Raw genomic sequence first — 26667 nt, forward strand, 5'->3', positions numbered from 1 at the left:
GCCGCGATCGACCTGCGCCTGGTCATGCCGGCCATGGATAGCGAGGACGGCAACAAGCTCAACGCGCTTGTCCGCAACACATTTCGCATCTGGCAGGAGACGGCGACAAGCGAATATCTCCGCAAGGACGGCAAGCCCTTCGACAAGCCCGGCGCCGGCCAGCTCATCTTCTCCGATCTCGGCACTATCAATGTCGAAGCCTCCCGCGGCTTTTCGGCCTATCGCTGGATCCGCGACGAGCTGGTTCGCCTCGGCGTGCCGTCCTCAGAAATCGCCTATATGCAGGACTTCAAGAAGTCCGAGGCCAAGCAGCGGCTGTTCAACGACTTCAATGCCGGCAAGGTCCGTATCCTGATCGGATCGTCTGAAACCATGGGCACGGGCGTCAATGTGCAGGCGCGGCTGAAGGCGCTGCACCATCTCGACGTGCCGTGGCTGCCGTCCCAGATCGAGCAGCGCGAAGGCCGCATCGTCCGCCAGGGCAACCAGCACGACGAGATCGGGCTCTTTGCGTATGCGACGCTCGGTTCGCTCGACGCCACCATGTGGCAGAACAACGAGCGCAAGGCCCGGTTCATCGCCGCGGCTCTCTCGGGGGACACATCCATTCGACGCCTGGAGGACATGGGGGAGGGGCAGGCTAACCAGTTCGCAATGGCCAAGGCCATCGCATCGGGCGATCAGCGCCTGATGCAGAAGGCGGGGCTCGAGGCCGAGATCGCCCGTCTCGACCGGCTCCATGCCGCTCATATCGATGACCAGCACGCCATCCGTCGTCAGGTCCGCGAGGCGGAGCGCGAGATCGAGCTGTCGGGCCGGCGCATTGCCGAAATCGGACAGGACATCGCGCGCCTGGTGCCGACCGCCGGCGATGCCTTCACAATGACGGTGACAGGCGATGCGTTCCGCGAACGCAAGCTCGCCGGCCGCGCACTGATGAAGGAAATCCTGACCTTGGTTCAGCTCCAGCAGGAGGGTGACACGGTCATAGGCTCGATCGGTGGCTTCGACCTGGAGTTCTCAGGCGGGCTCTTCGGTCGGGACGGATATCGCTACACCACCATGCTGATGCGCACCGGCGCCGACTACGAGACCGAGCTTCCCGTCACGGTCACGCCGCTCGGCGCGATTGCTCGCCTCGAGCATGCTCTGTCGAACTTCGAGGGCGAGCAGGACAATTACCGCCGTCGGCAGGAGGATGCCCGCCGGCGTGTAGCGTCCTATCAGCCACGTATTGGCGAAGCCTTTGCCTTCGAGGCCGAGCTTGAGTTGAAGCGGGAGCAGTTGGCCCATCTCGAAGCCGATCTCGCCGCCAGCACGGATAACAATCCCGGCCTTGTGGTTGGGGTAGCTGAAGGTGGCACTCGCCGGGCGGCGTGAACAGGATCTGAGAAACCTCGCCGGCTGCCGAAAGCGGTGGATCATGTGCTTACAACACAAAAGAGCAAGAAGCGGGTAGCTGACCGGCTGGACGCCGATTTGCGGCAGCAACCGAGCCCACGTCGAAACGAGCGAGATCGACGACTCGGCACCTACAGCGCGGAGCGAAGCGCGTCGACAAATCTGGCGTAGGCGTCGTCGTTGTCTTTCAGCGCCTGCCGAAGGCCGGCATAGATTTCGAGCTGTACCCCGGCACGGGTGCTGCCACGGTTGCAGATATTCTGCGGTTCCATGCCGGCGTACTCGCCTTCCGTCACGACGTTGCTGTCAAAACCGGCAGCGCGCAGTGCTTCATGAACGCGGCTCCGCAATTCAGCATCGCGACCGCCGACTTGCAGGGACAGTGCGTCTCCTTCGAGACCATGAATGGTAATCACCTTCTCGCAAGACTCGATCAGCGTCAGCGCCCGCTTCTCGTCAAACCGATGAGAGGTGAGGTGCAGGGTGCGATTGCCCGTTTTTTTGAGGCCCCTGAATGCGTAAAAATTGTGATCGTCACCGGCAATCGACTCCGCAAGCTCGGCGGTGTGGAATTCGATCCCGCCCCCATGGGGCGCCGCGATTGCGACCTTGCCGCCGGCAACAGGCCGCGCAGTGACGTTGTAGTCGACGTTCTCTCGTTCCTTCTGGCTGAGCTCTTCGTAGCTCCCGTATTTATCCTTGCGCGCCATTGCTTCCTCCCGAAGGGCCTTTCCTTTTTCCTTTGAGGAAGATCACACCATCAAACGCGCCGAGCTTGGCTTTGTTGGCGTCCAAATAGCGCTTCCTGTTCGTAACCGCGGCCCCGGTCCCGAGCTCGGTGATCTTGCCGCCCCAAGAGCCGTCGCTAAGTGGGTAAATGACGATGTGGAAGCCATCGGTTTTGAGGTAAGGATTGCCTGACTGCGACACCTTCCACTTTCGCGTGAGCCACCGCTTCCGGCGGCCGGCCACGTTTCTCAGATCCTGTTCGCGGCGACGCGGATTGACGTAGTCGTCCTCCATCTTTTCCGCGCAGACGCAGCCTACATCGAGCCCATCCTGATATTCTTCGTGGGCCATGTGGTGGACGTAGCGGATTTCCGCCCGCCCGCACATTTCGCACTGTCCGTCGGGGAAGCCGAGGTCGGTGACGCCCTCACAGGTCCATCCTTTCTGGGGAACGCCCTTCTGATCCCAAAGCATATCTCAATCCCGATCGCTCGCGCCGTGCAAGGGAGCGCTGCCGTGTAGAAACATCTCCATCTCCTGCTTCAGGAGTTCGTCGTAGCGCGCCGATAGCTCGTCCAGGACTCCCATCATCTTCATCTGGCCGATCGACCAGATGGCTAGACCGCGATCGCCGAACGGGCCTCCGGTTGTCTCCTCGACGATGGCGAGCGCTTCCGCCTCAGTCAGCGGGCGGTGCAATTTCGCGCAAAGATAAGTATAGGTTGCCGGAAATTTTCCCCTGATCGAGCGCCAGGATTCCTCCGAGATCGTGGGCGCCTTAAGCACGGCTTTGCTGACGAGCCATCCTTCCGCGGCATGGGCGATGAGCTCGGGAAGCGCCTCGGCGATGCGCGTGCCCGCAGCGTGCTGAATGAATATTTTCGCTGGCAATGGATCGCGGCTCGCTTGCCATTCGCCCCATGCGAGCTCGACATCGAGCAGCAATGCGTCATTCGCCATCGCCTTCAGCCAACGTGCGGCCGCAGCCTTGTTTCCTCGATCAAACCAACGATCGAGGATTGCCTTCCGCGCCTCCACCGAAAGGAACGGATAGATGGCCGAAAGCAGGCTGTCCGTTCGCGGGCCTATGCGGCGGCCCCTGGCCGGCAGCGCAATCAGGTCCGCGCTTAATCGGTCGAGTTCGCTCGTGTTGCCGCCATCGTTCCCAACGCGGATAAGACGTGTTCGGAGCGCCCGTATGAGCACCTGATCCGCTTCAAGATAGCGGAGTGTGGCGGTGCGCAGTTCCGCCGCGCTGAGGCAAGCCACGTAAGCGTGAAGCAGATTGCGGCCGAGATCGTCCCGGATATGCATCGAGCAAGCTTCAATGCGGCCCAGCTTCAGCGCGAGCGTCTCGTCCTCTATTGCGGGGGTGTCGTCTGCAGCTCTGGATGTCATGGCTCAGCTGGGCTTCTTGGCGTCCTTTTGGCGATCGGCAATGCTTGTGAGCCAGCTCTCCAGCTTGACGACCTCGTCTAGAAGGTCCGCATGCGTGACGGTTTCCGGGTTCAGCGTTTCCGCCGTCGCGTGAAGTTCTTCGGAGAGACGACCGCGCGCGGCTGTGACGGTTTTCACGTCCGCTTCTTCGAGAACGGCTAGCTTGAACAGGCTCGTTCCCCTGATCGCATTGTCGAACCTGCCCAGCACGGGGAAGATGAAGTCGGCAATGCCTTGATCCCACGACTCGCGGAGCTGCTCGATGATACCCTTGGCGAAGATCGTCCGCCTGGCGTCGGCCCAACCATCGAAATGAGGTTTCGCCGCTTTCAGCTCGGACCGGAGCGCCTGGCCCAACTGCCACGCGGACTTCGCTTTCATCGGAAGCTCGGCTTCAACGAAGCCCGGACGACTCTGTTTGCGAGCTACCGTTTGGTAGTGGATCGGCATCGCCTTCGCCTCCGCCTCCCGGCGCAGTTCGAAAAGAAACGCGAGATCGTGCGTGAAAACGACGACTTGCCGGTGCGCGGATTCCTCGACAAGCCGGGCTGCGACACCCTTCCGATGAATGTGATCGAGGGAGGACATCGGATCGTCGAAGACGATGCCGGAATATTGCTTCGCGGTCACTAGCTCGGCCAAAAATGCCGCGAGCGCCACGCAGCGGTGCTCGCCTTCACTGAAAATATCGCCGACCGGCTCGTCCGGCTTCTCGACCAGTGTGACCTGAAAGTACGACACCGCCGCTGCGTCTTTGATCTTTTTCAGCTCGACGGGCATGCGCGCGAGCTTCAGCTTTTCGATCTCTCGGGCGAACCGCCCGCGAAGCGCGTTGGTAACGATGCGATCCGAGAGGTCCTTGTTTTTGTCCGTAACGCCGCGCTTGGCCGTATCCTTGATGGCCTTCCTGATTTCCCGCGCTACCTTGAGCCGCTCGATCTCCGCTTTTAGGTCGGGCACGAGCGCCGAAAGCCCCTCGCGTGTCTTGAGTTCCCGATATTCATCCAGCAGGGCTGTATATTCGGGGCTGCCGTGGTCCGCCGCCAGTTGGGCCGCCCGCGCTCCTAAGCAAGCTGACGCAACGGCGAGCTCGGCTTCCGGCAAGAACGCTAGCTGCTGCGGCTCCGCGGTTTCTCGAAGCAACGCGCGCAGTCGCCAGGCTGCGATCAACGCACATCTCCGTACTGAAATCGCAAGTTCCGCGTCGCCGACATCACCATCAATGAATCTGGTCAGCTCGAGAATCGATTTCATGTCGATCCTCACCTGGCGTGCGTCTGTCAGGAACGCGCGAAAGCGCAACTCGGCGGCTTCCTCCTCCGCGCGCGTGCTGCTCTTCACGAAACCCTCGAAAGCGTTGCGTCGCTTGATTGCCTCATCACCCAGCGGCTGCTGACAAAGCACGCAAAGCTCGTCATGGCCTTCTTCATCCGGAAAATGCTTTTCAGGGTAGGCCACGTCATCGGAGTATTTCCGGGCAGCCTCCCAGAGCGCGCGCCATGTCGGTTCACCGATATGTGGCAACGGCGATGCCGAGAATAAGTCATCAGACGCAAGCCGAGCGGCCGAAACAGCAGCGTCGCGTTCCCCCCTCAATTTCTCGCGGGATTGAAAGGCGTTTGCAGAAGCCGCTTCCGCAAGCCGCTTCAGCATTGCAGCACCATCGTCGAGACGGCTCTTGTGCTGGGCAAGACGCGTCGAGGCGCGCTGCGGATCCTGTGCAAGATCGCCTTCGAGCGTGATCAGCCGATGGTTTTCGTCGTCGGAGAGTTTTGCGAGCAGATCCAGCTGGACGACATTCGAAGTGGCGGAAAGTTCGAGGACGAACGCACCTGCCGCCGTGGCCGGATGGAGCTTAGAGTTCCTGATTGAAAGCGGCGTCTGGGCAGACAGCTCGGCGAGCTTGGCATCCAGATTGCTTTTCAGCTTGTCGCAAGCGCCGGCGAGGCCTTCGAGGACCTGCATCGGCTGCGGGATGTAAGCAACCGCGTTGGTCTTCTCGACGTGGACGTTTGCGCTGCGCGAGTCAAAGATGCTGATTGACGGCAGATCGGGATTCGCCGGCGTATCGGGCGTCCATGCGAAGCTCTGCTCGACCAGTCCACGCACATAGGCCAGGCTTGCCGACTGCGGCGCCTGAGGACTGCCTTCAATGTCCCTGAGAATCTTCACCCCGCGGTCACGCGTCCGGCACGCGTGCTTGAGAATACGGACGAAGCCGGATTTGCCCGAACCGTTGTCGCCGTAAATTGCCGTGAGGCCGGTCTTGGAGAATTCGAGCATCTGGTCGGGGGCGAGAGCGTTTATGCCCGTTGGTTTCTCGATACGCAGCAGGGAAATCGGTGCGCCCGTGGTTTGCTGTGCGGAGACGTGATCGCCAGACAAAAACTCATGCGGAAGAGTCGGGTCGAGGCAGAGTTTTGTCAGCTCGTCCAGGTCGTCGGAGGAAAGCGGCCCGCCGGCAACAAGGCGCCTTAGCGCATCCCGCTGCCATACCGGACGATCGCGCGACCATGCCAAGATCTCGGCAAATGCGTCGCTCTCGCCGAAGACCTGCCCAAGGTCCGGCGTCGCGGAAATCGTAGGCGCTTCGTCCTTAAGCCCCTGCATCCTCACCCCGCCCCGACCTAGCCTTGAGTGACTTTAAGGAGAGTAAGACAAAGGGCTGGCCGTGATCGATATTCACGCGCAAAGACGTCTCTCCATACTCTCCCGGAGGTGCGAGGGCGACAAGCAGCCTGCTCTGCAGCGTGTGCTCTTCGCACTCGGGCGGAAGTGTCATGCGCTCGGGAAGGCGGCGGAAGAACGACGTTTCATACGCCCAGACATCGTTGCCCTTCAGCAAGACGAGAAGCTGGCGGATGCGCCGGCGCAGCGCGATCTCTTTCCCGGGCTCGATATCCTTCAGTATGTCCCTCTTCGCATACGTGAGACCGCCAAGGATTTCGAACAGCTCTTCCGCGTAGGCGCTAGTCTCTTCGGTCAGCGCAATTTCGATTGCCGTGACGAGGTCATGGGAATGCGATGCTTCGTGGTAGAGGCGCGTCTCGTTCGATGTGGCGTAGGCATAATCCCAATCGAAGCGCGGAATGATCTGCGGCGGCTCCTCTGAGGCAGAGTCCATTTGCGGGAAAGGAGGAACGGGTAGCGGCGAGGGTACTTCCGCCGGTCTTCCTTCCGAAAAAATGATGTGCTCGCGGCGGACGCCAAGTGCTTTGGCCAATCGGTCGACCGTCGTGATAGGAATAGCGGCGTTGTCGTTTTCAATCATGCGGAGCATGCGTTCGCTGACGCCGATTTCTGCTGCCATCTCCTTTTGCGTGCTCAGACGGTCGAGCCCCTCACGCAACTCTTTGATGGTGGCTCCCTTTTGGGTGTATTTCTTCATATGTGCCTCTTTCCACTTGACACCATCCTACATCGGGATTGGCCAAAACGGGAGGCAGACGATCGGCATGCGAACGGCAAATAGGCGGCAAGAGCCCGCTCGTGGATAATATAGCGCCACTCGTTCCCATATCAGCTGCGCGAGCCACTCCGGCGGCTAGCTCTCCGGACCCTCCAAGCGGAGACGGAATTTGGTGAAATCGGGAGGGAAAGGAAACCCTCCTCGCGGATCGGCCGCACCGCTGACGCTGGCGCTCAACCGCCTGGCTCGCGATCCCGGCCGCGTCGTCCTTCGCAGGGCTGATAGCCCCGCTTGGCCTGCCGAGCAGGGATGCTCGACAGGCAGTTGCACCGGCCCGTCCGCTCCGCGGGCCGGGGGATGTCTTCGGAAAGAAGACGGAGAAGGACCCGCGACCGGCGTGGTCCGCAACCCCGAAAACGGAGCATCCCAATGGAACTCAAGTTTGTCGATCCGCGTGCGCTGAATGAGAATCCCGACAAGGCACGGCGTTCGAAGTCCAGCCCGCAGGCGGACGCCCTGCTGCTTGCCACGATCAAGGCCGTCGGCATCGTGCAGCCGCCTGTCGTCGCGCCGGAAACCGATGGCGGCAACGGCTATGTCATCGACGCCGGGCATCGCCGCGTGAAGCAGGCGATCGCGGCGGGCCTTGAGGAAATCGCCGTGCTAGTGATCGAGCGCTCCGAGGACGGCGGCGCCATGCGCTCGCTGGCCGAGACGCTCGCCCATGAGCAGCTCAATCCCGTCGACCAGTGGCGGGCGATCGAGCGCCTGGTCGCGCTCAACTGGACCGAGGAGGCGATCGCCATCGCGCTGGCGCTGCCGGTCCGCCAGATCAAGAAGCTGCGGCTTCTGGCGAACGTGCTGCCGGCCATGCTCGATCAGATGGCCAAGGGCGACATGCCCGATGAGCGCCAGCTTCGTACCATCGCTTCCGCCGCGCTCGAGGATCAGAAAGAGATCTGGAAGAAGCACAAGCCGTCCAAGGCCGATCCGCAGGTCTCATGGTGGGCTGTCGCGCAGGGTCTGACCAGGACCCGCATGTTCGCCAAACATGCCAGTTTCGGCGACGATCTGGCCCAGGCCTACGGCATCGCATGGGTCGAGGATCTGTTCGCCCCCGCCGATGAGGACAGCCGTTATACGACCGATGTCGACGCGTTCCTTGGTGCACAGCAGGAGTGGATGACGAACCATCTGCCCAAGCGCGGCGTGATCGTCGAGGCCGGCCAGTGGGGCGAGGCCAAACTGCCGCCCAAGGCCGAGCGGATTTATGGCAAGCCCGGCAAGTCGGATCATACCGCTATGTATCTCGACCGCGATGGCAAGGTGCAGACAGTGGCCTATCGCATGCCCGAGGTAAAGAAGCCGAACGGCAAGGGGGCCGCGTCGGACGATGCCGGCGACACAACGGTCGTGGCCAAGTCCCGCCCGGACGTGACGCGCAAGGGGATCGAGATGATCGGGGACTTCCGCACCGACGCCCTCCATGACGCTCTTGCCCGCGCGCCGATCGAGGAGGACACGCTGATGGCGCTGCTCATTCTCGCCTTCGCAGGCAGGAACGTCTCGGTCGATTCCGGTTCCTCGGACACGGTGTATGGCCACGCGCGGCTGGAGCGCCATGCAGCCCTTCTCTTCGGGGAAGGCGGCAGGCTCGACTACGACCGTGAGACGCTCCACCAGGCCGCTCGCAAGGTTCTGATCGAGGTCCTCTCGTGTCGGGAGAACCGCACCAACAGCGGCATCGTCGCTCGGGTCGCCGGCGACACCATTGGCGCCGACGGCTTCCTGCCGAACATGGGTTCGGACGAGTTCATGTCGTGCCTGTCGCGGCCGGCACTGGAAGCGTCCTGCAAGGGCACGCCGGTCCTGCCGCGGGCCCGGGTGAAGGATACCCGCGCCGCCCTTGTCGAGCACTTCAAGGAAGGTACGTTCGTCCATCCTTCGGCCCTGTTCGCGCCCGACGTCGCTGAGCTGACGAGCTGGGCGACCCGGCATGCGGCGCCGGACGAGGATGACGAGGGCAGCGTGCCGGAAGTCGACGAGCTCGACGGCGATCAGACCGAGGCCTCCGCCCACGATCATCCGGTCGATGACCACGACACCGTCGAAAACACCGAAGCCTGGCGTGTCGCCGCCGAATAGGCCGCCAATCCACATCATCCCGAACCATCCCCGCCGTCGGCAGTCGCGCCGGCGGCGGTTCCGTTTCCACCATGAGCATTGGAGACCACCATGTCCGCTCAACTGATCTACGATCTCGCCCCGCTCGGTTCCATCATCCGCTACTCCGACGGGGCACCGCGCCCGCCGGAGCGCCATCGCAAGAAACTCTCGGCATGGGAAAGCGCCAATGGCGGCGGCCGCCTGATCGGCAAGACGCCAGCCCGGCAGACTCCGCAGTATTCATCTCCCGCGCATTTCACGCTGCATGAAGGCGACTATGGCAGCGGCGGCGTCATCGTCCTGCGCGTCCACAAGAGCTTTTCGGTCGATTGCGGTCTTAAATTCGTCGTGACCTCCCGGCCCGCATCGGGTTCGGTCCGGGTCTTCGACCGTGCCGGCGAGGGCGCCGAACTCGTCCATCTTGCCGCCAGCCGCCAGGACGCGGAGGTCTGGCTGCAATCCCATGGATATCCGAACGCTGTGCTCGAGGACGTATCCGCCAACACCGTGGCGGCCGACGTCGTCGAGGGGAGGGCGGCATGAACGCCCCTCAATCCGAGGCAATGACCGACAACACCTCCGGATTCCCGGAAGTGTATTACGGGCGAACGAGCGATGGCCTCTTCGCGGCGCTGGTTGGCGAGAATGCCTTTGCGATGATCCCTCGCCAGAACGGCGAATACTATCTCGGCCATGCCTGGAAGCTGCCTCTGCCCATCTACGAATGGAAGCAGTCCAGCTTCTATGGTCACGGCGGGCAGCTCGACGGCAAGGCGGCGTTCCGTGCCCGTGTCGAGGAGAATGCGGAGCATCAGCGGCAATTGCGTAGATTGGCCCGTCGCAGCATCCCGGCTCGGCACGCAACCCCCTGGGGGCTATCGGATCATGCCACGCACTATGCCGAGGGCATCGTCTGCCATTCGACCCCGAGCTATGGCGGGTTCCATCTCGACCCTGACCGCAATGCTCATATCCATCCCCTTCTGAGGAGCGCCGACTGCTTCTACGAGGAGGATTGCTGCTGGGCGGCCGTTGCGAAGGCCTTTCCCGATCTCTTCACCGATTTCGAGAAGCGGTGCGCCGAGGAGACAATCCGGCACTGGTATCCCGACGCCTGGCCAAGATCCCTCACGTCCACATCTAAACGATTGCTGGAGGCCGCGTCATGACGATTGCAGAGCACATCGCCATGCTGGCGCGCATGGAAGCTGCCCGCCGGGAGACGCATGCCCATCTCCGGCTGATCGAGCGGCAGATCGTGGCGCGTGCGGAGCGCCTGATCACCACCTTCCGCGCTAGATCACGCGACTACCGGAAGTCCAGGTCGACATGGAGCCATGCCGACGAGCAGCTCTACCAGGCCACGCTGTCGGAGCTGGCCTTCTCCCGACACCGCGAGGTCGATGGGCTGACACGCAAACTCGCCCGCCAGGATGCGGCGATCGCCGCCTTCCGCCGCCGCCACGGTCTGTCGGAGGCCGATCCGGAGCCGGATATGGCGGGCCTCCGCGCGGCCTGATCCGTTGCAGCGCATCTCCATGCGCGATTCCGCGTGCCCCGACCTGCGATCGGGAGGGCAGCCCTGTCGGAACGTGTGGCGGGGCTGTGCGGGTAGCCGGGCAATGTCCGAGTAGAGCCCCTGTGGCGGCTGTCCGGTCGTGATGCCGGCGGAGCGGATTGATCTGTCGGAGATCCTCTCGCAAGCCAGTCTCATGGGACCGACCCCGTGCCGGTCTTTCCGGCGGGTTTGCTGCGGTCTGAACCAGCGGCTGGCCCCTTCAAGGCCGCTATCGCGCCGCGGAGCGGCCGGCGCCCGCCGATCTCGGCAAGGCCGGCCCGCGTCCCGCGCAGGGTCGCAGACCCCGCTTGCCCGCAAGCCAACCTTGCTCGCCTGGCAGGCCCCGGACCCTGAAGCGTCCAGCTTCCGCCGGTTCCTTTCGACCGCACCCGCAGGGAAGACCGGCACCGGGCCGGATCGCCCAAAGGGCATCGCTAGAAAGGAAGGCTCAATGTCCAGTTCAACCCGCTCCACGAAGACCAAGGCTCGCGTCGTCCAACTCCGCAAGGGGACCACCCTCGAAATGGTGCGCCTGTGCTGCCCGGACGCCAATCAGTCCGCACTCATTTCCGAGAGCTTCGGACTTGCCGTCCTCGACAGCGACGGTATCCGGGACTTCCACGAGCGCACCCTGATCGAGAGCGCCGACGCCCTCTCCGAGGGTCTTTCCGATAAGGCCATGCAGATCCATCTCCAGCGCATCGTCGGTTCCTATGTTGGGTCCGCTTTCGGAGCGGGGCAGTTCTACTCCAAGGCCGTGACCGAGGCCAAGGACGCGACCGCCCGGCTCGCCAACGACATGCGCGACGAGGATCGCGACGGCCCGGTCGGGTTCGACAGCGCCGCCCAACGCAAGCGCGAGTTCGCTGCCGACATGGGTATCCAGGCCCACGCTCTGCGCATGGCGGCCGAGGGCATGGTCGCGGCCTACGAGCACGTCGTCGGCGAGAGCTGGAAGCCCTATGAGCGCCAGGCCGATAATCCCGGCCAGACCGTCAGCCGGCAGGCCGCCGACCTCCAGATGGCCGCTCTCGGATAGCCGATACGGGCGGGGCTTCGGCTCCGCCCTTTCCTTGTCCGTTTCTTCGCTGGCCGGACCCAATGGGGCGTCGGCCTTTTTTCTATGTTGCGGCCGACGCCGCTGGCTTGCGCGGGACCGAGAGGTAATGAGGGAAGCAGGAAGACCCATGGCGATACCGGCGCAATCGCGGCCGTCACGATCGGTGGCCCTGCTCCGGTCCTCGCTCCGCGAAACGGCGAGGCCGTCCTCCACTGTCGTTCCGGCCCGGCTGCGACGTCTCTCCTTCTTCCGATTGATCCTCCCGGGTTCGCGAACCTGCGGTCCTCCGCGGTCGGACCTCGTGACGGCCGCGATCGGCGCGGCCTCGAATGGAGGTTCTGATGATGAACAGGAAAGACAAGAAACACCGTGTCGACATCTACGCCAAGATCACCGACCGCATCGTCGCGGATTTGGAGAAGGGTGTTCGTCCGTGGGTCAAGCCCTGGAGTACTGCCAACACCGCCGGTCGCATTACGCGGCCGCTGCGCCACAATGGAACGCCCTACCAGGGCATCAACGTGATCCTCCTGTGGTCGGAGGCCGTCGCACGAGGCTTCGCCTCGCCCATCTGGATGACGTTCAAGCAATCGGTCGAGCTTGGCGGGCATGTCCGCAAGGGCGAGACCGGCTCGACCGTCGTCTATGCCAGCCAGTTCACCAGGACCGAGACCGACGAGCGTGGCGATGAGGTCGAGCGCGGCATCCCGTTCCTCGAGGCCTATTCGGTCTTCAATGTCGACCAGATCGAGGGACTGCCGGATCACTATTATGGTGCGCCGCAGCCGGTGATCGATCCCGCCACGCGCATTGCCCACGCCGATACGTTCTTCGACGCGACAGGCGCCAGGGTCGTCTATGGAGGCACGAAGGCGTTCTACGCGCCCTCATCCGACCACATCCAGCTTCCGGTCTTCGAGAGCTTCCGCGATGCGGAATCCTTCGTTGCCGTCAGGGCGCACGAGACCATCCACTGGACAGCTCCGGTCCACCGGGTCAACCGCGATCTCAGCCGCTACCACAAGGATCGGAGCGAACGCAGCCGCGAGGAATTGATCGCCGAACTGGGGTCGGTGTACCTCTGCGCGGACCTCGGCATCGTGCCGGAGCTCGAGCCGCGGCCGGACCACGCCAGTTACCTCAAGTCCTGGCTCGAGGTGCTCTCCGACGAGAAGCGTTTCATTTTCTCGGCCGCCGCGCATGCGCAACGCGCAGCCACCTACCTGCATGGTCTTCAGCCGGCGGCCAGGGTTGCGGAGGCGGCCTGATGCCAAGGCCGACCGTTGCCGTCAGGGAACTCCGCCGTGGGCCGGTGTATGATGGGAGGCCGGGATGGGGATGGGCGCCTCTCGCCGTACGGAGACCCAGGCGGTGATGCCGATGAAGAGACGCCCGTCTTCATTCCGGTTGTTTCTGCGACGGGCACGCCCACCTGCGTCCTCGATGTGGCTGGTCTGACCGAAGGGCGATCTCGCTGCGCTCGGTCTCGCTCTTATCCCCGCAACGTCGGTCTCGACTTTCTTCCCCTGGCCGCTGCGCGTCCATTCCTTGCGGATCAAGAAAGTCTCTTCCCGCCGCCCTCCATTTCATTCCGGCCCCTCGGGGTGCGTGTCGATCGCCTCCGGTCTGTCGACCGCCATCGAGGTCGCGATGGTCGCGGCCCGAGAAAACAAAGGAACGAGACAATGGCTACCATCGGCACCTTCACCTCGACTGGCAACGGCTTCACTGGCACGATCAAGACCCTCAACCTCAACGTCAAGGCCAAGCTGGTCCGCGTCGAGAACTCTTCCGACAAAGGTCCGCACTTCCGCATCTTCGCGGCAGCCAACGTCGAACTGGGCGCCGCTTGGCAGAAGACCTCCAACGAGGGTCGCGACTACCTCTCGGTCAAGCTGGACGATCCGAGCTTCCCCGCTCCGATCTATGCCACCCTAGTCGAGGTGGAAGGCGAGGAAGGCCTGCAGCTGATCTGGTCCAGACCGAACCGGGACTGAGCGCCACCAGCATAGGGCCCCGCCATCCGGGCGGGGCCTGATGCTTGACGCCGCGGTCAAAAGGGATGTCCGGCCTTAGCTGTGAAAGGACCGCCGAGACTGGCTTTCGAGCCGAATTTCGGCTATACAAAAGAGCAAGTTATTGGAGCCTGGAGCATGACCTCAACGCTAGTGGAAAGCCCCGTTGTCGCGGATCGCGCGCACGCGTTGCGGCTTGCCAAACAGGTCATCAAGACCCTCGACCAGACACAGCTTGAGCCTATCGTCGCAGCGATGCTGACCGATGGTCACAAGGCTGCGCTTTCGGCAATGGCTGTGTCGCGAGACGAGCCGAACCTCTTCGAACAGTTCCTCGTCCTGTGTGAAGAGGCCGGGCTGTTGAGCGAAGCGGATTGCGATCAGCTGGGCGATGCCTATGTCGAAGCAAGGCGTGCCCGTGCCGCTTGATGAGTGACCCATATTTTTACCCGGGCACCACAGTCCTCATCAATCATTTCAACATCAGGGATCAGGCCAAACTCGATAGCAAGGAGCGTCGAGAAACCCTGAAGACGTTGAAGGGTCTGTACGACAATCCGGTCAAAGCCGAATTCGGACTCGCGCACCTGCTGGAAATACACCGGCGCATCTTTGCCCCGGTGTATCCGTTCGCCGGCGAAATCCGCCGCATCGATATGGTCAAGGCCGAGGAGAAGCTGGGCGGCGGCAGTGTCGAGTACGCGCCGTTCCATCTGGCGCGCCTCCAGGCCGAGCACTGCCTGAAGCAACTCAATGCCCGCGACTGGTCGGGTCTCAGGGACCTGTCCCGGCCGCAGGACATGGCCGCATTTGCAGGCAACATCATCGACGTGTGGAAGGTCCATCCGTTCCGGGAGGGCAATACGCGCACGACTATGACCTTCATGCACCAGTTTGCGGCGGCCAAGGGCTTCGCGCTGGACCGTCAGTTGATCCGTGCGAATGCTGAATATGTCCGTCACGCGCTGGTGGTCGGCACCCATGGTGAAACCCATTATCTGACACGCATCCTCACCGACGCGCGCCAACGCGAACATGCGCGCGAGCAGAGCCAGGCACGGATGGAGGCCCAAAGCCGCACCGACATTGGGCAGGTAGAACGGGCTGCATTGCTTCCCGGCCGGACCCTCGCCACGGAAGTTCCGAAGGTCGAGCTGCTAGAACGGATCGCCGCTTCCGAAAGCGCCACCGAGGCGATGAAACGCCTTGTCACCACGGCAAAGACGGTATTTACCGACTACCGGCCGGTGGTCGAAACTATCAGGAGTGCCGCTTTTGACGGCGAGATCGGCGATCGGCAGATGATTTTGGAGCTGCGGGATGCCCCAGAACGGTTCGGGCCGCTCGCGGGCAAGGGCGCCATTCTTGCGAGCCGGCAGGAGCGGGAGGCGCATCGCAACGCTGTCGCTGCACAGTCCGCCCTTCGCGGGATCGCCGAGAGTTACCTCAAGATCGTGCATGGTATCCGGCAGACGATGCAGCAGCACCGTCATGACGAAGTGCGGCGGGCGAGCGTGGAGGTCCCGCGGCCGAGCGATCAGCTCATGAGCGCGCTTGATCGGGGTGATGTGCTCTCGCCCGACCTCAAGGTCGAATTGCGGCAGACTACGAGCGCATTCGAGCGCCGTTTCGGCGATGATTTGGCCGCATTGCGCTCGGGCAAGAATCTGGGTCCACTTGCCACTAGGCACGGCGTCGATGAGAAGCAGCTCGAGGAAGCGAGAGGCGTACTGAAAGCGCTCGACAGGGCCCAGGCTCAGGTGCGCACCAGGGCACAATTACGGTCTCTCGATAGGGGTGGCCCTATCCGATAGTTTCAAACCCTCTGGACGAGGCATTCAGCTATGCCTGTCGACCGGCCGTGCGCGGTCGGTCAACCTCCTTGGACTTCGCCTTTGTGTCGCACTTCCACTTGTAGAAGGGATTATGTGTATCTGCGGAAATCAGGCGAAACCGCCGTTCCGAATTCAATATGCTTCAGGATACGCCCGACCTCCCGCGCCGCCTTGATTGGCGCAGGCAGTTTCTGGTCGAACTGCGTGCTGTTCCAGTTGACCTTGGTCAGCGCCAGAACCTCTCCGGCAATCTTGGTGATGGCGCTGTCGCAGTTCTCGTGCGGCACCAGCAACAATGGACGCGGAACCCGCAGTCCCGGGAACGTGCCATAGTACGGCACACTGCCGCGCGTGTAGAGCAGACCCTTTCCTCGAAGATCGACAAAGGTGCCCCGCAATACCGGGTAATTCCCGTCGCGAAAAATGGCGATCGGCGAGCTTTCCTGGACCCAGACTAGATCGCTGAGGTCGATTCCGGCGCGGTGCAGCGCGGCATCGATTCCTTCAGCCTCTTCCGCCCTGAACCTGGAGGTCTTCAGGATGACGATACGCGCGGGGACATGACGGTGATGGGCCTTATAGGCAGCAATCGACTGGGTCACCAGGTCATCGGCATCCTCAGCCGTGAGATAGGGATGACGGCCCTTAGACTCCGTTTGCGCACGGGCGCCGCGCAGAATGAGACCGCGACCGCGCTCATCGAACATCTGCGCTGTACTGGTCCAGAGCTGCTGGCCATCAACGTCACGGTAGAAGCCGATGCCGAGAAAGCTGGTCCGCAGGCCCGCATCATCCGGCAACAGACGCCACGGGACCTTTCCCGCCTTGTAGAAGAGAGCGTTCAGCAGATTCCAGGCGCGGGTTGCTTTGGCCTGCGTCTGGCGGTTGCTGCCACGTTTCACCTTGCGCGGGATCTTGGCAGCGTCGTCCCATGTATCAGGCCAGACAATCTGCGTCGGCACATCGAGGTGCAGCGTCTTTGCCTTCAGCAGGTCACGAAAATTCAGCAGGCCGTCCCTGTCATCCTCGTCTTCATCCTCCGCTGCCTCTCCCTCCTCGCTCTTTGCGTTCACCAGCTTTTCGATCAACGCAACGGGCAAGGCTAGGACGATGACGTCCGGCTTGACGCTGCTTTCGATCAGGGCAGTCAACTGCTGCGAAATCATCTCCACGGCCTGGCGCACGGCCTCGTCATGCCGGCCTATGGCCCGGATGTCGTTGACCTGGCTGCGAGACAGCGTACCTGCCGCACCATCCGGCACCTCAAACTTGCAGCGAAACGGATTCTGATTGCCCAGACCCGGAAAGTCCGGGTTCAGGTTGATCAGCTGCTTGCCCTCACTTTCGATGCCCCGTCCTGTTTCATCAAGAAACTCCGTGAACCCCGCGACCGTATCGTCGGTGCCAATCACGCCCACGCGCACCACTTCACCCGAACGGGGCTGAAGCGGCCCGAATTCGCGTAAGCCCTGCCGCGGATCGCAATGCTGCCCGCCGTCGCCGAATTCCAGAACAGGTTCATCGAACACGCGCGTCCTGAATGTCATGCGGACAGCCCTTCCTCAAACAGGTCCGCAGCTTCCATCTCCCTGGCTCGAGGGTCGGTACGGTTCCACGTATCTTCAGGAACGGCCTGCGCCAGTTCTATCAACGGCAAATGCTCGAAACCAATGAGATGATCGTTTGCGCCCGTTTTCTCGAAGAGGTCATCTTTTTGCACGGCGCTTTCCGCAAGAAGGCTTTGCCACATGATGACTTGCCCACGCACCGCCGCGTTACGTTCGAGCCGCTTCTTCCCGGCCAGCAATGCGCCGGGAAAAGGATGCGGAATGAACCCGTTGCGCGTGAAATAGAACGTCGGATCGATAACGATGAACCACTCATCGCCAAGCCGTTCAAAGCGAAAGTTCGCGGCGTGGTGACGGACATAGCCCGGCTTGTCGGGAAATTTCTTGTTCGGATAATAGCCCACCACCCTGGCCGATGCGTCTTTCACGCTTGAGGCGTATTTGTAGCGGCGCGATTTGTTGACCCCCAGGGCATGGAAGTAAAACAGCCTCTCCTTGGCAAGATGGCTGATCTGGCCGGATATCTGGCGCACGACACTGCGGCGCAAGAGATCGATCGTGTCATTCGTGTCATCGGGATCATCGTTCTGGGTGAAGAGCGCGGTCTCAACCGCTTCGACCTGATCGAGGTCGACAATGGCGCTTGTTCCAAACTCTCTCGGATCGAAGAAGGATACAAAACGCCGCTTGCGAATGACCCAGTCGAAGCGCGTGTTCTTCTGCTTAAGCAGATCAGGTATGGCGTCTCTGCCTGTGCCGAACGGTGACGAGGCCACGAATATCTCGTCCGGCGGCCGGATACGCATCATGTTCATGATGGCGTTCTCGCCCGTATTCAGAGGCGGGAGATAAACACCGGGCGTATGCCGGTCGATCGTCAAAGCGGCCAGGCGGTCGGCGCAACCGGGACCAAATACATCTTCGTCCTTGTCGAACCGAAGACGGCGCTCATCACCGCGCAGGCTGTCTGTCACATCCTTCCAATACGCGGATCCGTCGGATTGTCGCCACAGCACGATGATGACCGGGATGTTGTACCTGCGCCAATAGGCGAGATCGTCTGCCTTCAGCACATACTCAAATTGGCGGTCGGTCTCCCGAATATACTGGCCCCTTGCCGTCGCCTTCACCTGGACGCCCAACAGTTTTCCAAGCGGGGCGCCGCTGCGCGGATCGCGCAACTCAATCAGGCCGTCGGTTCCGGCCTCCAGCCTGCCACGGTTCTCATAGATGAATCCTGTTTCGAGCACGATCTTCTTGACCGCAGTCTCGCCAAGTTCACCCAGAACCTGGTTGTCGGTGATTCTCTTGCTCATGGCGCGAGTATAGGCGCTTTCCTGCTGCCTGCGAGCAGATTGTTCCCGTTATGTTTCCGCATCCCCACATTTCACAGCAGCGCGCGTCACTACGCGGCCGGGCTGTCGTGAAGGAACCGCTTTGCGGCGTCTGCCGCCTTTCGGCTTCGATCTCTCGCGTATCTGAAGGGGGTGGTTTCGACGCAAGCAGACCTTCTCGTTGGAGATCGCCACGTCTGTTACAATCATGCCGTCACCCTACCCGCCGTTCGGCAATGGTCAGCAACGGTCCGAATACCGAAATCATACTTAGAGTCCTTGCTGGCAGCCACCCATGTGGGCGTTGTCGTAATGCTTGAAGGAACCCTTTTCGTCAGCGAGCATAGTTGTGTGAGCGGCCGACGTCAGGCGGCCAAGATACAGAGCCCCGTGCCGTCCCTGTTTTCCACACCGCCAACGGCGGGGCGGAGCGAAGCGGAGCAGGCGAGGGGGCTGAACGCGCTTCCCACATTGCGCCGAAGAGAAGCCCCCGAGCTTGTGGTAAACGGGGGCGGGACGGCTTCCGTTTTAGCTAGGATCCAGCCGCTCCCGTCTTCGGTTGAAAACCGCTCTTGCCGACGAGCGCAGCCATTTCCGGACGGCGGAAGTAGATGGCGCGACCGCACCGCAGCGGCGGATTGCCACCGGTCAGGATGATCTGCTCATCGGCGCGCATTTGGGTGACTTCATGCGGCAGGATCAGCGGGCGTTGCGAGAGCTGTTGGGAGCGGGTGCGGGACGAACCCATGTCGCGCGAGGTTCGGCTGACCTGGTTCACCTCCACGGTGGTCATGCCGCAGCGCTCGGAGATGTACTTCGCTGTCTCCGGATCGTTGATGGCCGAGAACGACACCCAGGACGCGGACTCGAACCACTTGGAGGTCGCATCACGGCCGCCAAAGGCTTCGCGCATCTGACCGAGTGACTGGAACAGCATCAGCAGGGTGATGCCATATTTGCGGCCAGCATCGCGGGCGGTTTCGATGATGCGCATGTAGCCGAGGCGGGCGGCCTCATCGAGAAGGAACAGGGCGCGTTCCTGCATGTCTCCGTTGCGATTGTAGATTGCCTTGAGGAACGCACCGATGATGACACGGGCCATGCCGGGATGATTTTCGAGCGTCGACAGATCGATGTTGATGAACACCGTCGTGCGCCCGTTGGCGATATCGTCGGTCCTGAAAGTGTTGCCCGACACGATGGCTGCGTAGCTGTCGTAGGAGAGCCAGTGCGTCTCCTTGGCGGCGGTCGCATAAACGCCGGAGAAGGTTTGCGGCGTCATGTTGATGAAGGGGGCGATGACCTCCTTGACGAACCGGGAGGTCGAGCTTTGATAAAGATCGGCGAGCTTTTCCTTGAGCGTTTCTTCCGGCTCGGCGAGCCGCGCGCGAACGACGCGTAACGACCGTTCGCGTTGCGTATCGTCCGGATCGGACAGCATCACGTCGGCGATGACGCCGGTGATGAGCTGTTCGGCCGAGACGCGGAAGAAATCGTCAGCGCCAGAGGTGACGCGCGGCTTCTCCGACATCAGCCAGGCCGCCACCGAGGCAATGTCTTCCTCTGGCGCATTGCCGAAGCGGCCGATCCAGTCGAGGACGTTGAAGCCGATGTCGGGGCGTTTCGGATCGAGAATCAGGACGTCCTGCCCATGCGCCTCGCGATGCGCGGCGACCATAGGGGCAATCTCGGTCGAGGGATCGAGGACGATCAGCGAGCCCTTGAACTTGAGTGCGGTCGGCACGACCACGGAGGTGGTCTTGTAACCGCCGGAACCAGCGAAGACGATGCCGTGGGTCGAGCCGAAGCCGCAGTCGAAGCAGACCAGCGGTGACTTTCCTCCCTTGCCCCACGTCTCCTTGCGGCGCGGATCGAAGTTGATGCCGGCGACGGCATCCTCGTCGACGCGATAGCGTTCGCCGAGCACGATACCGCCGCTTTCAGGAAAGAGACGAGCGATTGTGGCGCCGTTCATCCAATGGCTGTCGCCATGGATGGCGCGACGGCCGGAGAGCCGTTTCGGACCTGTCGCTCCAAACGCGGCATTGCCGCGCAGCGCAACCCGCAATCCGAACATGCCGGCGACGAAGGCCGTCGCCGCGCCGCCGATGGGGTAGAGGTCGAGGTAGGAGAATATCGTTCCTTCGGGCACATGGCTGGCGAAGGTGGACAGGCGCGTCATCTCGGACAACGCTGCGAAGGCGACGGCGGCAAGGCCGCCGATCAGGACGCCGAGGCCGGCCGACTGAATTGCAAGTGAGCCATTCGCGGCGAACAGGAAGATGACACCGATCGCGGCGGCAGCTGCATAGGGCAGGGCAAGACCGATCCGCCCAAGCGTCTGATAACTCTCCGGCGAATTCCCGAATGACGCAAGCCAGGTCTCAATCCCCTGGAGCGCGAGCACGATCCCCAACATCATCAATGCCGGTGCGGCCAGCAGCATCAGCTTCTTTGCTGTCATTGTCGAATATCGCCTTTCCGATTGCTGCCCATCGGGCCCGCTCTTGCTTGTCTCCGAGCTGCCCGGCAGCCTCGACTAGTGCGCCTAGGATGACGGCGCGATCCTCGCTGCGAAGCCCCGCCTTTACGACGAGCCCGCCGAGCTGGATCTTCTCGCGCGCATCCTTCTTTCGGGCTTCCGTTTGTGACGCCCGATAGCGGCGTTCATGCATCAGAAGCGTCCGCTTGAGAGCGAGCAGCCGGCTCGGATGCCTTCTGCTTCGTTCTCGTTTGAAATCGCTTTGCCATCTCTTCGAAGCCTGCGACCAGCTCTGTGTCGGACGCATTCACGTCGCCCAATCCGGCCTTTAGCGCGAGCCGGCCGATGCGTTCGGCCTCCTTGGTCTCGGCAAGCTTCAGCTGCTCCTGCAGGCGTTCGATTTCCTCGCGGATGCGGGAGGAGGGTCGTCTCATCGGCTGGTTCTCCGGTTGCGGGGATGGTCAATGCGATGCGGAGAGTCGCATTGGACGTGCGCGCAGCGCACCCTGCGAAAAACCACAGGTAGGCGAAGCCTACGCATTGCGGGAAGAATCCCGCCGTTCGGAAGAACGGTCCAAGGGCGCAGTAATACGTTTCAAGCAACGTTGCTGCGTTCGGCCCCCGGGAGGGACCGCGCTCGACCGAACTGCATTCGCGTTCGGATCGAGAAAGCACCTGTCCCGTGGCGATCACGCACTTCACGCCCCAACTGATCAGCCGCGGCGAAGGCCGCAGCGCTGTCGCGGCGGCCGCGTATCGCCATTGCGCCCGCATGGAGAACGAGCGCGAGGGCAGGGTGGCCGACTTCTCGCGCAAGCCCGGCATGGTGCATGACGAGTTCGTGTTGCCGGCCGATGCGCCGGACTGGGCGAGAGCACTTGTTGCCGATCGCTCGGTTGCCGGCGCATCCGAAGCCTTCTGGAACAAGGTGGAGGCGTTCGAGACCCGCAAGGACGCTCAACTCGCCAAGGAGTTCATTCTGGCTCTGCCGCGCGAGCTGACGACCGAGCAGAATATCGCAATGATGCGCGAGTTCGTCGCCGAGCATGTCAGCACGCGCGGGCTGGTCGCGGACTGGGTCTATCACGATGCGCCGGGCAATCCGCATGTGCATCTGATGACGACACTGCGGCCGCTGACTGAAGAGGGATTCGGCGGCAAGAAAGTGCCCGTGATCGGAGAGGACGGACGTCCGGTCCGCTCGAAGTCCGGTCAGATCATTTACAAGCTCTGGGCTGGTGACAAGGCGGACTTCCTCGCTTTGCGGGAGGCCTGGTACGCCGCGCAGAACAAGCATCTCGAATTGAACGGCCATGACATTCGTATCGATGGCCGCTCCTATGCCGAGCGCGGTATCGAGCTGGAGCCGACCACGCATATCGGGGTTGCCAGCAAAAACATTCAGCGGGAGGCGGAGGCTGAAGGGCGCGCGGCCAGGCTTGAACGGCTCGCATTGCACGAGGAAACGCGGCGCGAGAATGCACGCCGGATAGAGCGCCGACCGGAGATCATACTGGACGCGATCGCGCGCGAGAAGAGCGTCTTCGACGAGCGGGACGTCGCCAAATATCTGCACCGCTATGTCGATGATCCCGGCCAGTTCGCGAACTTGTTGGCGCGCGTCATGGGAAGCCCGGAAGCCGTGAAGATCGAGGCGGAAGGGGTCGATCCGGAAACCGGCGAGCGACTGCCGGAGCGTTTTGCGACGCGTGACATGATCCGCATAGAAGCCGAGATGGGGAACCAGGCCGAGCATCTCGCGACGAATGGCCGGTTCGGCGTCTCAGTGAGCGCGCGGGCCGAAGTCATTGCCGGCCAGGCGCAGATTTCCGACGAGCAGAGCATCGGCCTGGAACGCATCACCGGCGACGAGCGCCTTGCCATCATCGTCGGCCGCGCGGGCGCCGGCAAGACAACGATGATGAAGGCAGCGCGCGAAGTATGGGAGGCTTCGGGCTATCGCGTTGTCGGCGGGGCGCTTGCGGGCAAGGCCGCCGAGGGGCTGGAGAAGGAAGCGGGCATTGCCTCGCGAACGCTGGCGTCCTGGCAACTTCAATGGGAGCGCGGCCGTCTTCACCTGGACAACAAGACCGTGTTCGTGATGGACGAGGCGGGCATGGTGTCGTCGCGCCAGATGGCGGACTTCGTTTCGGCCATTGCCCATGCCGGCGCCAAGCTTGTTCTTGTCGGCGATGCCGATCAGTTGCAGCCGATCGAGGCGGGCGCTGCGTTCCGCTCGCTTGCCGATCGCGTCGGCTATGCCGAGCTCGGCACGATCTATCGGCAGCGTGAGCAATGGATGCGCGCTGCCTCGATGGATCTTGCCCGAGGCAAAATTGGAGCGGCGATCTCCGCCTATCAGGGGCAGGGACGCCTGGTCGGCATGGAGTTGAAGGACCAGGCGGTAAGTGCGCTCGTCCGCGACTGGATTGCAGACTACGACCCGAACCGATCGAGCCTGATCCTTGCGCATCTTCGCCGCGACGTGCGGACACTGAACGAGCTGGCACGCGGCGCGCTTCTCGAGCGTGGTTTGATCGAGCAAGGCCACGCCTTCCGCACGAAAGACGGCATGCGAAATTTCGTGGCTGGCGACCAGATCGTGTTCCTGAAGAACGAGGGTTCGCTTGGCGTCAAGAACGGCATGATCGGTCGCGTTGTCGAGGCAGAGAAGGGCCGCTTCGTCGCCGAGATCGGAGACGACAAGAGAAGGGTGGACATCGACCAGCGGTTCTATCGCAATGTCGATCATGGCTATGCGACCACCATCCACAAATCGCAGGGCGCCACCATCGATCGGGTGAAGGTGCTCGCGACCCTCTCGCTCGACCGGCACCTGACCTATGTGGCGATGACCCGGCATCGCCATGACGTGAAGCTTTATTACGGACGCCGCTCTTTCGAGAAGGCGGGCGGGCTCATCCAGAACCTGTCGAAGCGTGGGGCCAAGGACACAACACTCGATTTCGCCGGATCGAAGCTCTACGAACAGGCGCTTTCCTATGCCAACAGTCGCGGTCTCTACGGCGCGCGCGTGGCGAAAGCCCTGATCGAAAACCAGCTCCGTTGGATCAGGGAGCAGCGCGATCGGCTCGAGACGGCCGCTGCCAGGCTCTCAAGCCTCATCGGGCGGTTCGACCGTGCCGCCGATCGTCAGGCAGCGGCTGCGGCGACCGCGACTGCCTCGTCCGTTTCCCAGCCCTGGATTCGCGGTATCGCGACCTGGGCCCAATCCATCCCGCAGCTCGTGGAGGCCAAATTGCAATCAGACGCCACACTCACCCATGCCTGGACCCAGCTTCGCGACCGCGTTGCCCAAGTCTATGAGAAGCCCGATGGTGCGATGACTGCGATGAACCTTTCCGCAATCATGGGCGCCAATGAAGCGGAAAGGCGGGCAGCGCAAAGCCGCATCGTCGACCAGCTCGGTCGCGATCCGGAGGCTTTCGGTGCAATGCGCGGCAAGACCGGCATGTTTGCCTCATCGGAGGCCAAGGCCGAGCGACAGCGGGCCTTGAACAACGTTCCGGCGCTCAGGGACAACCTTGCCCGCTATATGCGGCTACGCGCCGAGATCGGAGATCTTCGCACCGTCGAATTGTCGCGCGAGCGCGACCGCAGCCGGGTCGACATTCCTGCATTGTCCGGTTCGGCGCAGAGCGTGCTTGACCGCATCCGCGATGCGATCGATCGCAACGACCTTTCGGCCGCGCTCGGTTTTACCCTGGCCGACAAAATGGTGAAGGCAGAGATTGACCAGCTCAACAAGGCGCTCGACCAGCGGTTTGGAGAACGGGCCTTCCTTGGCTCGAAAGAGGCCAAGGGTCCGGCCTATGACGCAGCCGCGGCACAAGTCGCCGAGGGCGACCGCTCCAAACTGGTCGCAGCCTGGCCGAGCTTCAGTGCCGCGCAGCGCGTTGCGGCCTACGAGCGGGCGCAGCAGCAGACCCGGGCCGAGAGCCAAATCCGCGATCAGGGCATGACCCGATGACGAGACAGGGCAGGGCGCTTGCGATCATCGGCGCCGGCACCGTCCTCCTCGGTTCGATGGCGGCAGCCTTCACATGGGGCGGCTATCGGGTGAACGTCACACCCTCATATCCGTTGGGCCTTTGGCAAATAGAAACGCTGGACCGACCGATTGCGGTCGGCGACCGTATCTTCATCTGCCCGCCTGCCGGTTCCTCCGTCGATCTTGCCCGCGAGCGCGGATATCTGCCGCGCGGGCTGTGTCCGGCCGGGACCGCACCGCTCATCAAGACCGTCGTCGCATTGGCCAGCCAGTCCATCCGTGTCGAGGGCCAGGTCATCATTGATGATGCGCCGTTGCCAGCTTCCACTGTTCATTCCCGTGACGCCGAGGGACGGCCGATGGCCCCCTGGACGGGCGGCGTCGTGCCCGAGGGCGAATTGTTTCTCCATTCCGATTTCGTTGGTTCCTATGATTCAAGATATTTTGGGCCGCTTCCGGCCGCCGGCGTCCTTGGCCTCGCACGGGAAGTCCTCACCTTCACGCCGTAGTCTCCTGCACGCGGCCTTGTTCGTCGCCGGCGGCGTCATCACCGGCGCATTCGGATGGAGCGGGCATCCGCTCGCCTTCGCCGTCGGCATAGCCTTCCCGGCGCTTTGGGCCTTCGCTCCTTCGCGCACGGTTGCGGGTCTGGTCGCGCTGGCGCATTTTCTCGGTGCATCGCGCGGCCTGCCGGTCGGCGCCTCGATCTTTTTCGGCGCGCAGCTCGCCATCGGCCTTGGCCTCTGGCTTGCCGCCTCGCTCATGTTTGTTGCTGTCCATGCTGCGCTGTGGACATCGCGCGGCGGCTGGCGCCGGCCCGTTCGCTACGCGACCGCCGCCGTCCTTATGAGCGTGCCGCCGTTCGGGATTGTCGGTTGGGCCCATCCGATCACAGCAGCCGGAGTTCTCTTCCCGGGCTGGGCCTGGTTCGGCCTTGCCGCGACCGCCGCCCTGTTGCTCGCGATGACGACACGCATATGGCCGATTGCAGCCGGCGTTGCAGCGCTCGCCTTCGCCTGGTCAGCCTCGAGCTGGACGCCGCCGGTCGAGCCGGAAGGCTGGCGGGGCATCGACACCAGGTTCAGGTTCGAGCAGCCCGGCCAGTATGCCGATTATCGTCAGCAGGTCTCGACAATACGACTGGTCGGGGCCGCCGCCGGCGACGGCGCCCGTGTCGCGATCCTGCCGGAAAGCGCCGTGGGCTTGTGGAGTGCCACCACCGAGCGGCTTTGGACGCGCGAGCTTTCCAGCCTCGACATCATGGTCAATGGCGGCGCGGCCATCGTCGATCCTGTCGGCTACGACAATGTGATGATCGGGGTTTCGGGGAAGGGCGCGGAGATCCTTTACAGCGAGCGCATGCCGGTCCCGGTTTCCATGTGGCAACCCTGGACCACCGGCGGGGCGCACGCGCGGTTCTTCGCCAATCCGGTCTTCGAGTTCGCCGGGCTTAAGGTTGCGCCGCTCATCTGCTATGAGCAGCTGATCATCTGGCCCGTCATCCAGTCGATGTTGCATGCTCCGGACGTGATTGTTGCGACCGGCAATGCCTGGTGGACCGGCAACACCAATATCGTCGCCATCCAGCGGTCGAGCGCGCAGGCCTGGGCCTCGCTGTTCGGTCTGCCACTGGTGATGGCGTTCAACGAATAGGAGATAGG

Annotated in this window: 23 protein-coding genes; 13 read left to right on the forward strand and 10 right to left on the reverse strand. The window is 62.6% G+C overall.

Features of this window, described 5'->3' with window-relative positions; translation table 11 throughout:
* Positions 1 to 1380 (forward strand): C-terminal helicase domain-containing protein (locus tag GN330_RS22065; RefSeq protein ID WP_281349470.1); only part of this gene is annotated, 1380 nt, incomplete at its 5' end.
* Between the two features lie 152 nt (positions 1381 to 1532).
* Here GN330_RS22065 and GN330_RS22070 read toward each other — a convergent pair.
* The 5 genes from GN330_RS22070 to GN330_RS22090 are packed head-to-tail and all read right to left on the reverse strand — an operon-like array spanning position 1533 to position 6955.
* Complete coding sequence (locus tag GN330_RS22070) at positions 1533 to 2111, reverse strand: poly-gamma-glutamate hydrolase family protein (RefSeq protein WP_156715686.1); 579 nt, start codon at positions 2109 to 2111, stop codon at positions 1533 to 1535.
* Complete coding sequence (locus GN330_RS22075) at positions 2095 to 2604, reverse strand: hypothetical protein (RefSeq protein WP_197435280.1); 510 nt, start codon at positions 2602 to 2604, stop codon at positions 2095 to 2097. The genes GN330_RS22070 and GN330_RS22075 overlap by 17 nt, the downstream gene beginning before the upstream one ends.
* 3 nt (positions 2605 to 2607) lie before the next feature.
* Positions 2608 to 3528: a hypothetical protein gene (locus GN330_RS22080; RefSeq protein ID WP_156715689.1), complete on the reverse strand. Its 921-nt coding sequence runs from the start codon at positions 3526 to 3528 to the stop codon at positions 2608 to 2610.
* A 3-nt stretch (positions 3529 to 3531) separates the two neighbouring features.
* Entirely contained in the window at positions 3532 to 6177 is a 2646-nt protein-coding gene (locus GN330_RS22085) for an AAA family ATPase (protein ID WP_156715691.1), read from the reverse strand.
* The gene (locus tag GN330_RS22090) at positions 6164 to 6955 is read right to left on the reverse strand and encodes a helix-turn-helix transcriptional regulator (RefSeq protein WP_156715693.1); all 792 of its coding nucleotides are present in this window, start codon (positions 6953 to 6955) and stop codon (positions 6164 to 6166) included. Before GN330_RS22090 ends, GN330_RS22085 begins: the two co-directional genes overlap by 14 nt.
* Positions 6956 to 7405: 450 nt before the next feature.
* Between GN330_RS22090 and GN330_RS22095 the strand changes: the two genes are divergently transcribed.
* From GN330_RS22095 to GN330_RS22135, 9 genes are all read left to right on the forward strand, one after another.
* Complete coding sequence (locus GN330_RS22095; RefSeq protein ID WP_156715695.1) at positions 7406 to 9121, forward strand: ParB N-terminal domain-containing protein; 1716 nt, start codon at positions 7406 to 7408, stop codon at positions 9119 to 9121.
* Positions 9122 to 9211: 90 nt separating this feature from the next.
* Positions 9212 to 9685 (forward strand): hypothetical protein, encoded by a 474-nt coding sequence (locus GN330_RS22100; protein WP_156715697.1) that lies wholly within the window; start codon positions 9212 to 9214, stop codon positions 9683 to 9685.
* Positions 9682 to 10311, forward strand: coding sequence for a DUF7007 domain-containing protein (locus tag GN330_RS22105; RefSeq protein ID WP_156715699.1), 630 nt, complete (start codon positions 9682 to 9684; stop codon positions 10309 to 10311). The genes GN330_RS22100 and GN330_RS22105 overlap by 4 nt, the downstream gene beginning before the upstream one ends.
* Positions 10308 to 10661: a hypothetical protein gene (locus tag GN330_RS22110; protein WP_156715701.1), complete on the forward strand. Its 354-nt coding sequence runs from the start codon at positions 10308 to 10310 to the stop codon at positions 10659 to 10661. The genes GN330_RS22105 and GN330_RS22110 overlap by 4 nt, the downstream gene beginning before the upstream one ends.
* Positions 10662 to 11151: 490 nt before the next feature.
* Entirely contained in the window at positions 11152 to 11739 is a 588-nt protein-coding gene (locus GN330_RS22115; RefSeq protein WP_156715703.1) for a hypothetical protein, read from the forward strand.
* Positions 11740 to 12104: 365 nt separating this feature from the next.
* The gene (locus GN330_RS22120) at positions 12105 to 13028 is read left to right on the forward strand and encodes an ArdC family protein (RefSeq protein ID WP_156715823.1); all 924 of its coding nucleotides are present in this window, start codon (positions 12105 to 12107) and stop codon (positions 13026 to 13028) included.
* Positions 13029 to 13445: 417 nt separating this feature from the next.
* Entirely contained in the window at positions 13446 to 13757 is a 312-nt protein-coding gene (locus GN330_RS22125; protein WP_156715705.1) for a DUF736 domain-containing protein, read from the forward strand.
* Between the two features lie 156 nt (positions 13758 to 13913).
* Positions 13914 to 14204, forward strand: coding sequence for a hypothetical protein (locus tag GN330_RS22130; protein ID WP_156715707.1), 291 nt, complete (start codon positions 13914 to 13916; stop codon positions 14202 to 14204).
* Entirely contained in the window at positions 14204 to 15589 is a 1386-nt protein-coding gene (locus GN330_RS22135) for a Fic/DOC family protein (protein ID WP_156715709.1), read from the forward strand. The genes GN330_RS22130 and GN330_RS22135 overlap by 1 nt, the downstream gene beginning before the upstream one ends.
* A 110-nt stretch (positions 15590 to 15699) precedes the next feature.
* On the opposite strand, the gene GN330_RS22140 is transcribed toward GN330_RS22135, so the two are convergent.
* From GN330_RS22140 to GN330_RS22160, 5 genes are all read right to left on the reverse strand, one after another.
* Positions 15700 to 17157, reverse strand: a complete 1458-nt coding sequence (locus tag GN330_RS22140) for an argonaute/piwi family protein (RefSeq protein WP_156715711.1) — start codon at positions 17155 to 17157, stop codon at positions 15700 to 15702.
* On the reverse strand, positions 17154 to 18494 hold the full coding sequence (locus GN330_RS22145; RefSeq protein ID WP_156715713.1) for a DUF4365 domain-containing protein: 1341 nt from the start codon (positions 18492 to 18494) through the stop codon (positions 17154 to 17156). Before GN330_RS22145 ends, GN330_RS22140 begins: the two co-directional genes overlap by 4 nt.
* A gap of 550 nt (positions 18495 to 19044) precedes the next feature.
* The gene (gene traG / locus GN330_RS22150) at positions 19045 to 20976 is read right to left on the reverse strand and encodes a Ti-type conjugative transfer system protein TraG (protein ID WP_156715714.1); all 1932 of its coding nucleotides are present in this window, start codon (positions 20974 to 20976) and stop codon (positions 19045 to 19047) included.
* Positions 20897 to 21187 (reverse strand): conjugal transfer protein TraD, encoded by a 291-nt coding sequence (gene traD / locus GN330_RS22155; protein WP_156715716.1) that lies wholly within the window; start codon positions 21185 to 21187, stop codon positions 20897 to 20899. The genes traG and traD overlap by 80 nt, the downstream gene beginning before the upstream one ends.
* Positions 21180 to 21428 carry a TraC family protein gene (locus tag GN330_RS22160; RefSeq protein ID WP_156715718.1) on the reverse strand — a complete coding sequence of 83 codons (249 nt, stop codon included), beginning with the start codon at positions 21426 to 21428 and terminating at the stop codon, positions 21180 to 21182. The genes traD and GN330_RS22160 overlap by 8 nt, the downstream gene beginning before the upstream one ends.
* 248 nt (positions 21429 to 21676) lie before the next feature.
* On the opposite strand from GN330_RS22160, the gene traA reads away from it, so the two are divergent.
* From traA to GN330_RS22175, 3 genes are read left to right on the forward strand one after another with little or no spacing between them, the layout of a single operon-like run.
* Complete coding sequence (gene traA / locus GN330_RS22165; RefSeq protein ID WP_343041060.1) at positions 21677 to 24985, forward strand: Ti-type conjugative transfer relaxase TraA; 3309 nt, start codon at positions 21677 to 21679, stop codon at positions 24983 to 24985.
* Positions 24982 to 25515 (forward strand): conjugative transfer signal peptidase TraF, encoded by a 534-nt coding sequence (traF, locus tag GN330_RS22170; protein ID WP_156715722.1) that lies wholly within the window; start codon positions 24982 to 24984, stop codon positions 25513 to 25515. The genes traA and traF overlap by 4 nt, the downstream gene beginning before the upstream one ends.
* A gap of 16 nt (positions 25516 to 25531) precedes the next feature.
* Positions 25532 to 26659, forward strand: a complete 1128-nt coding sequence (locus GN330_RS22175) for a conjugal transfer protein TraB (RefSeq protein WP_246188824.1) — start codon at positions 25532 to 25534, stop codon at positions 26657 to 26659.
* Positions 26660 to 26667: the final 8 nt, after the last annotated feature.

It is taken from the genome of Nitratireductor arenosus (assembly GCF_009742725.1).
GTDB lineage: Bacteria > Pseudomonadota > Alphaproteobacteria > Rhizobiales > Rhizobiaceae > Mangrovimarina > Mangrovimarina arenosa.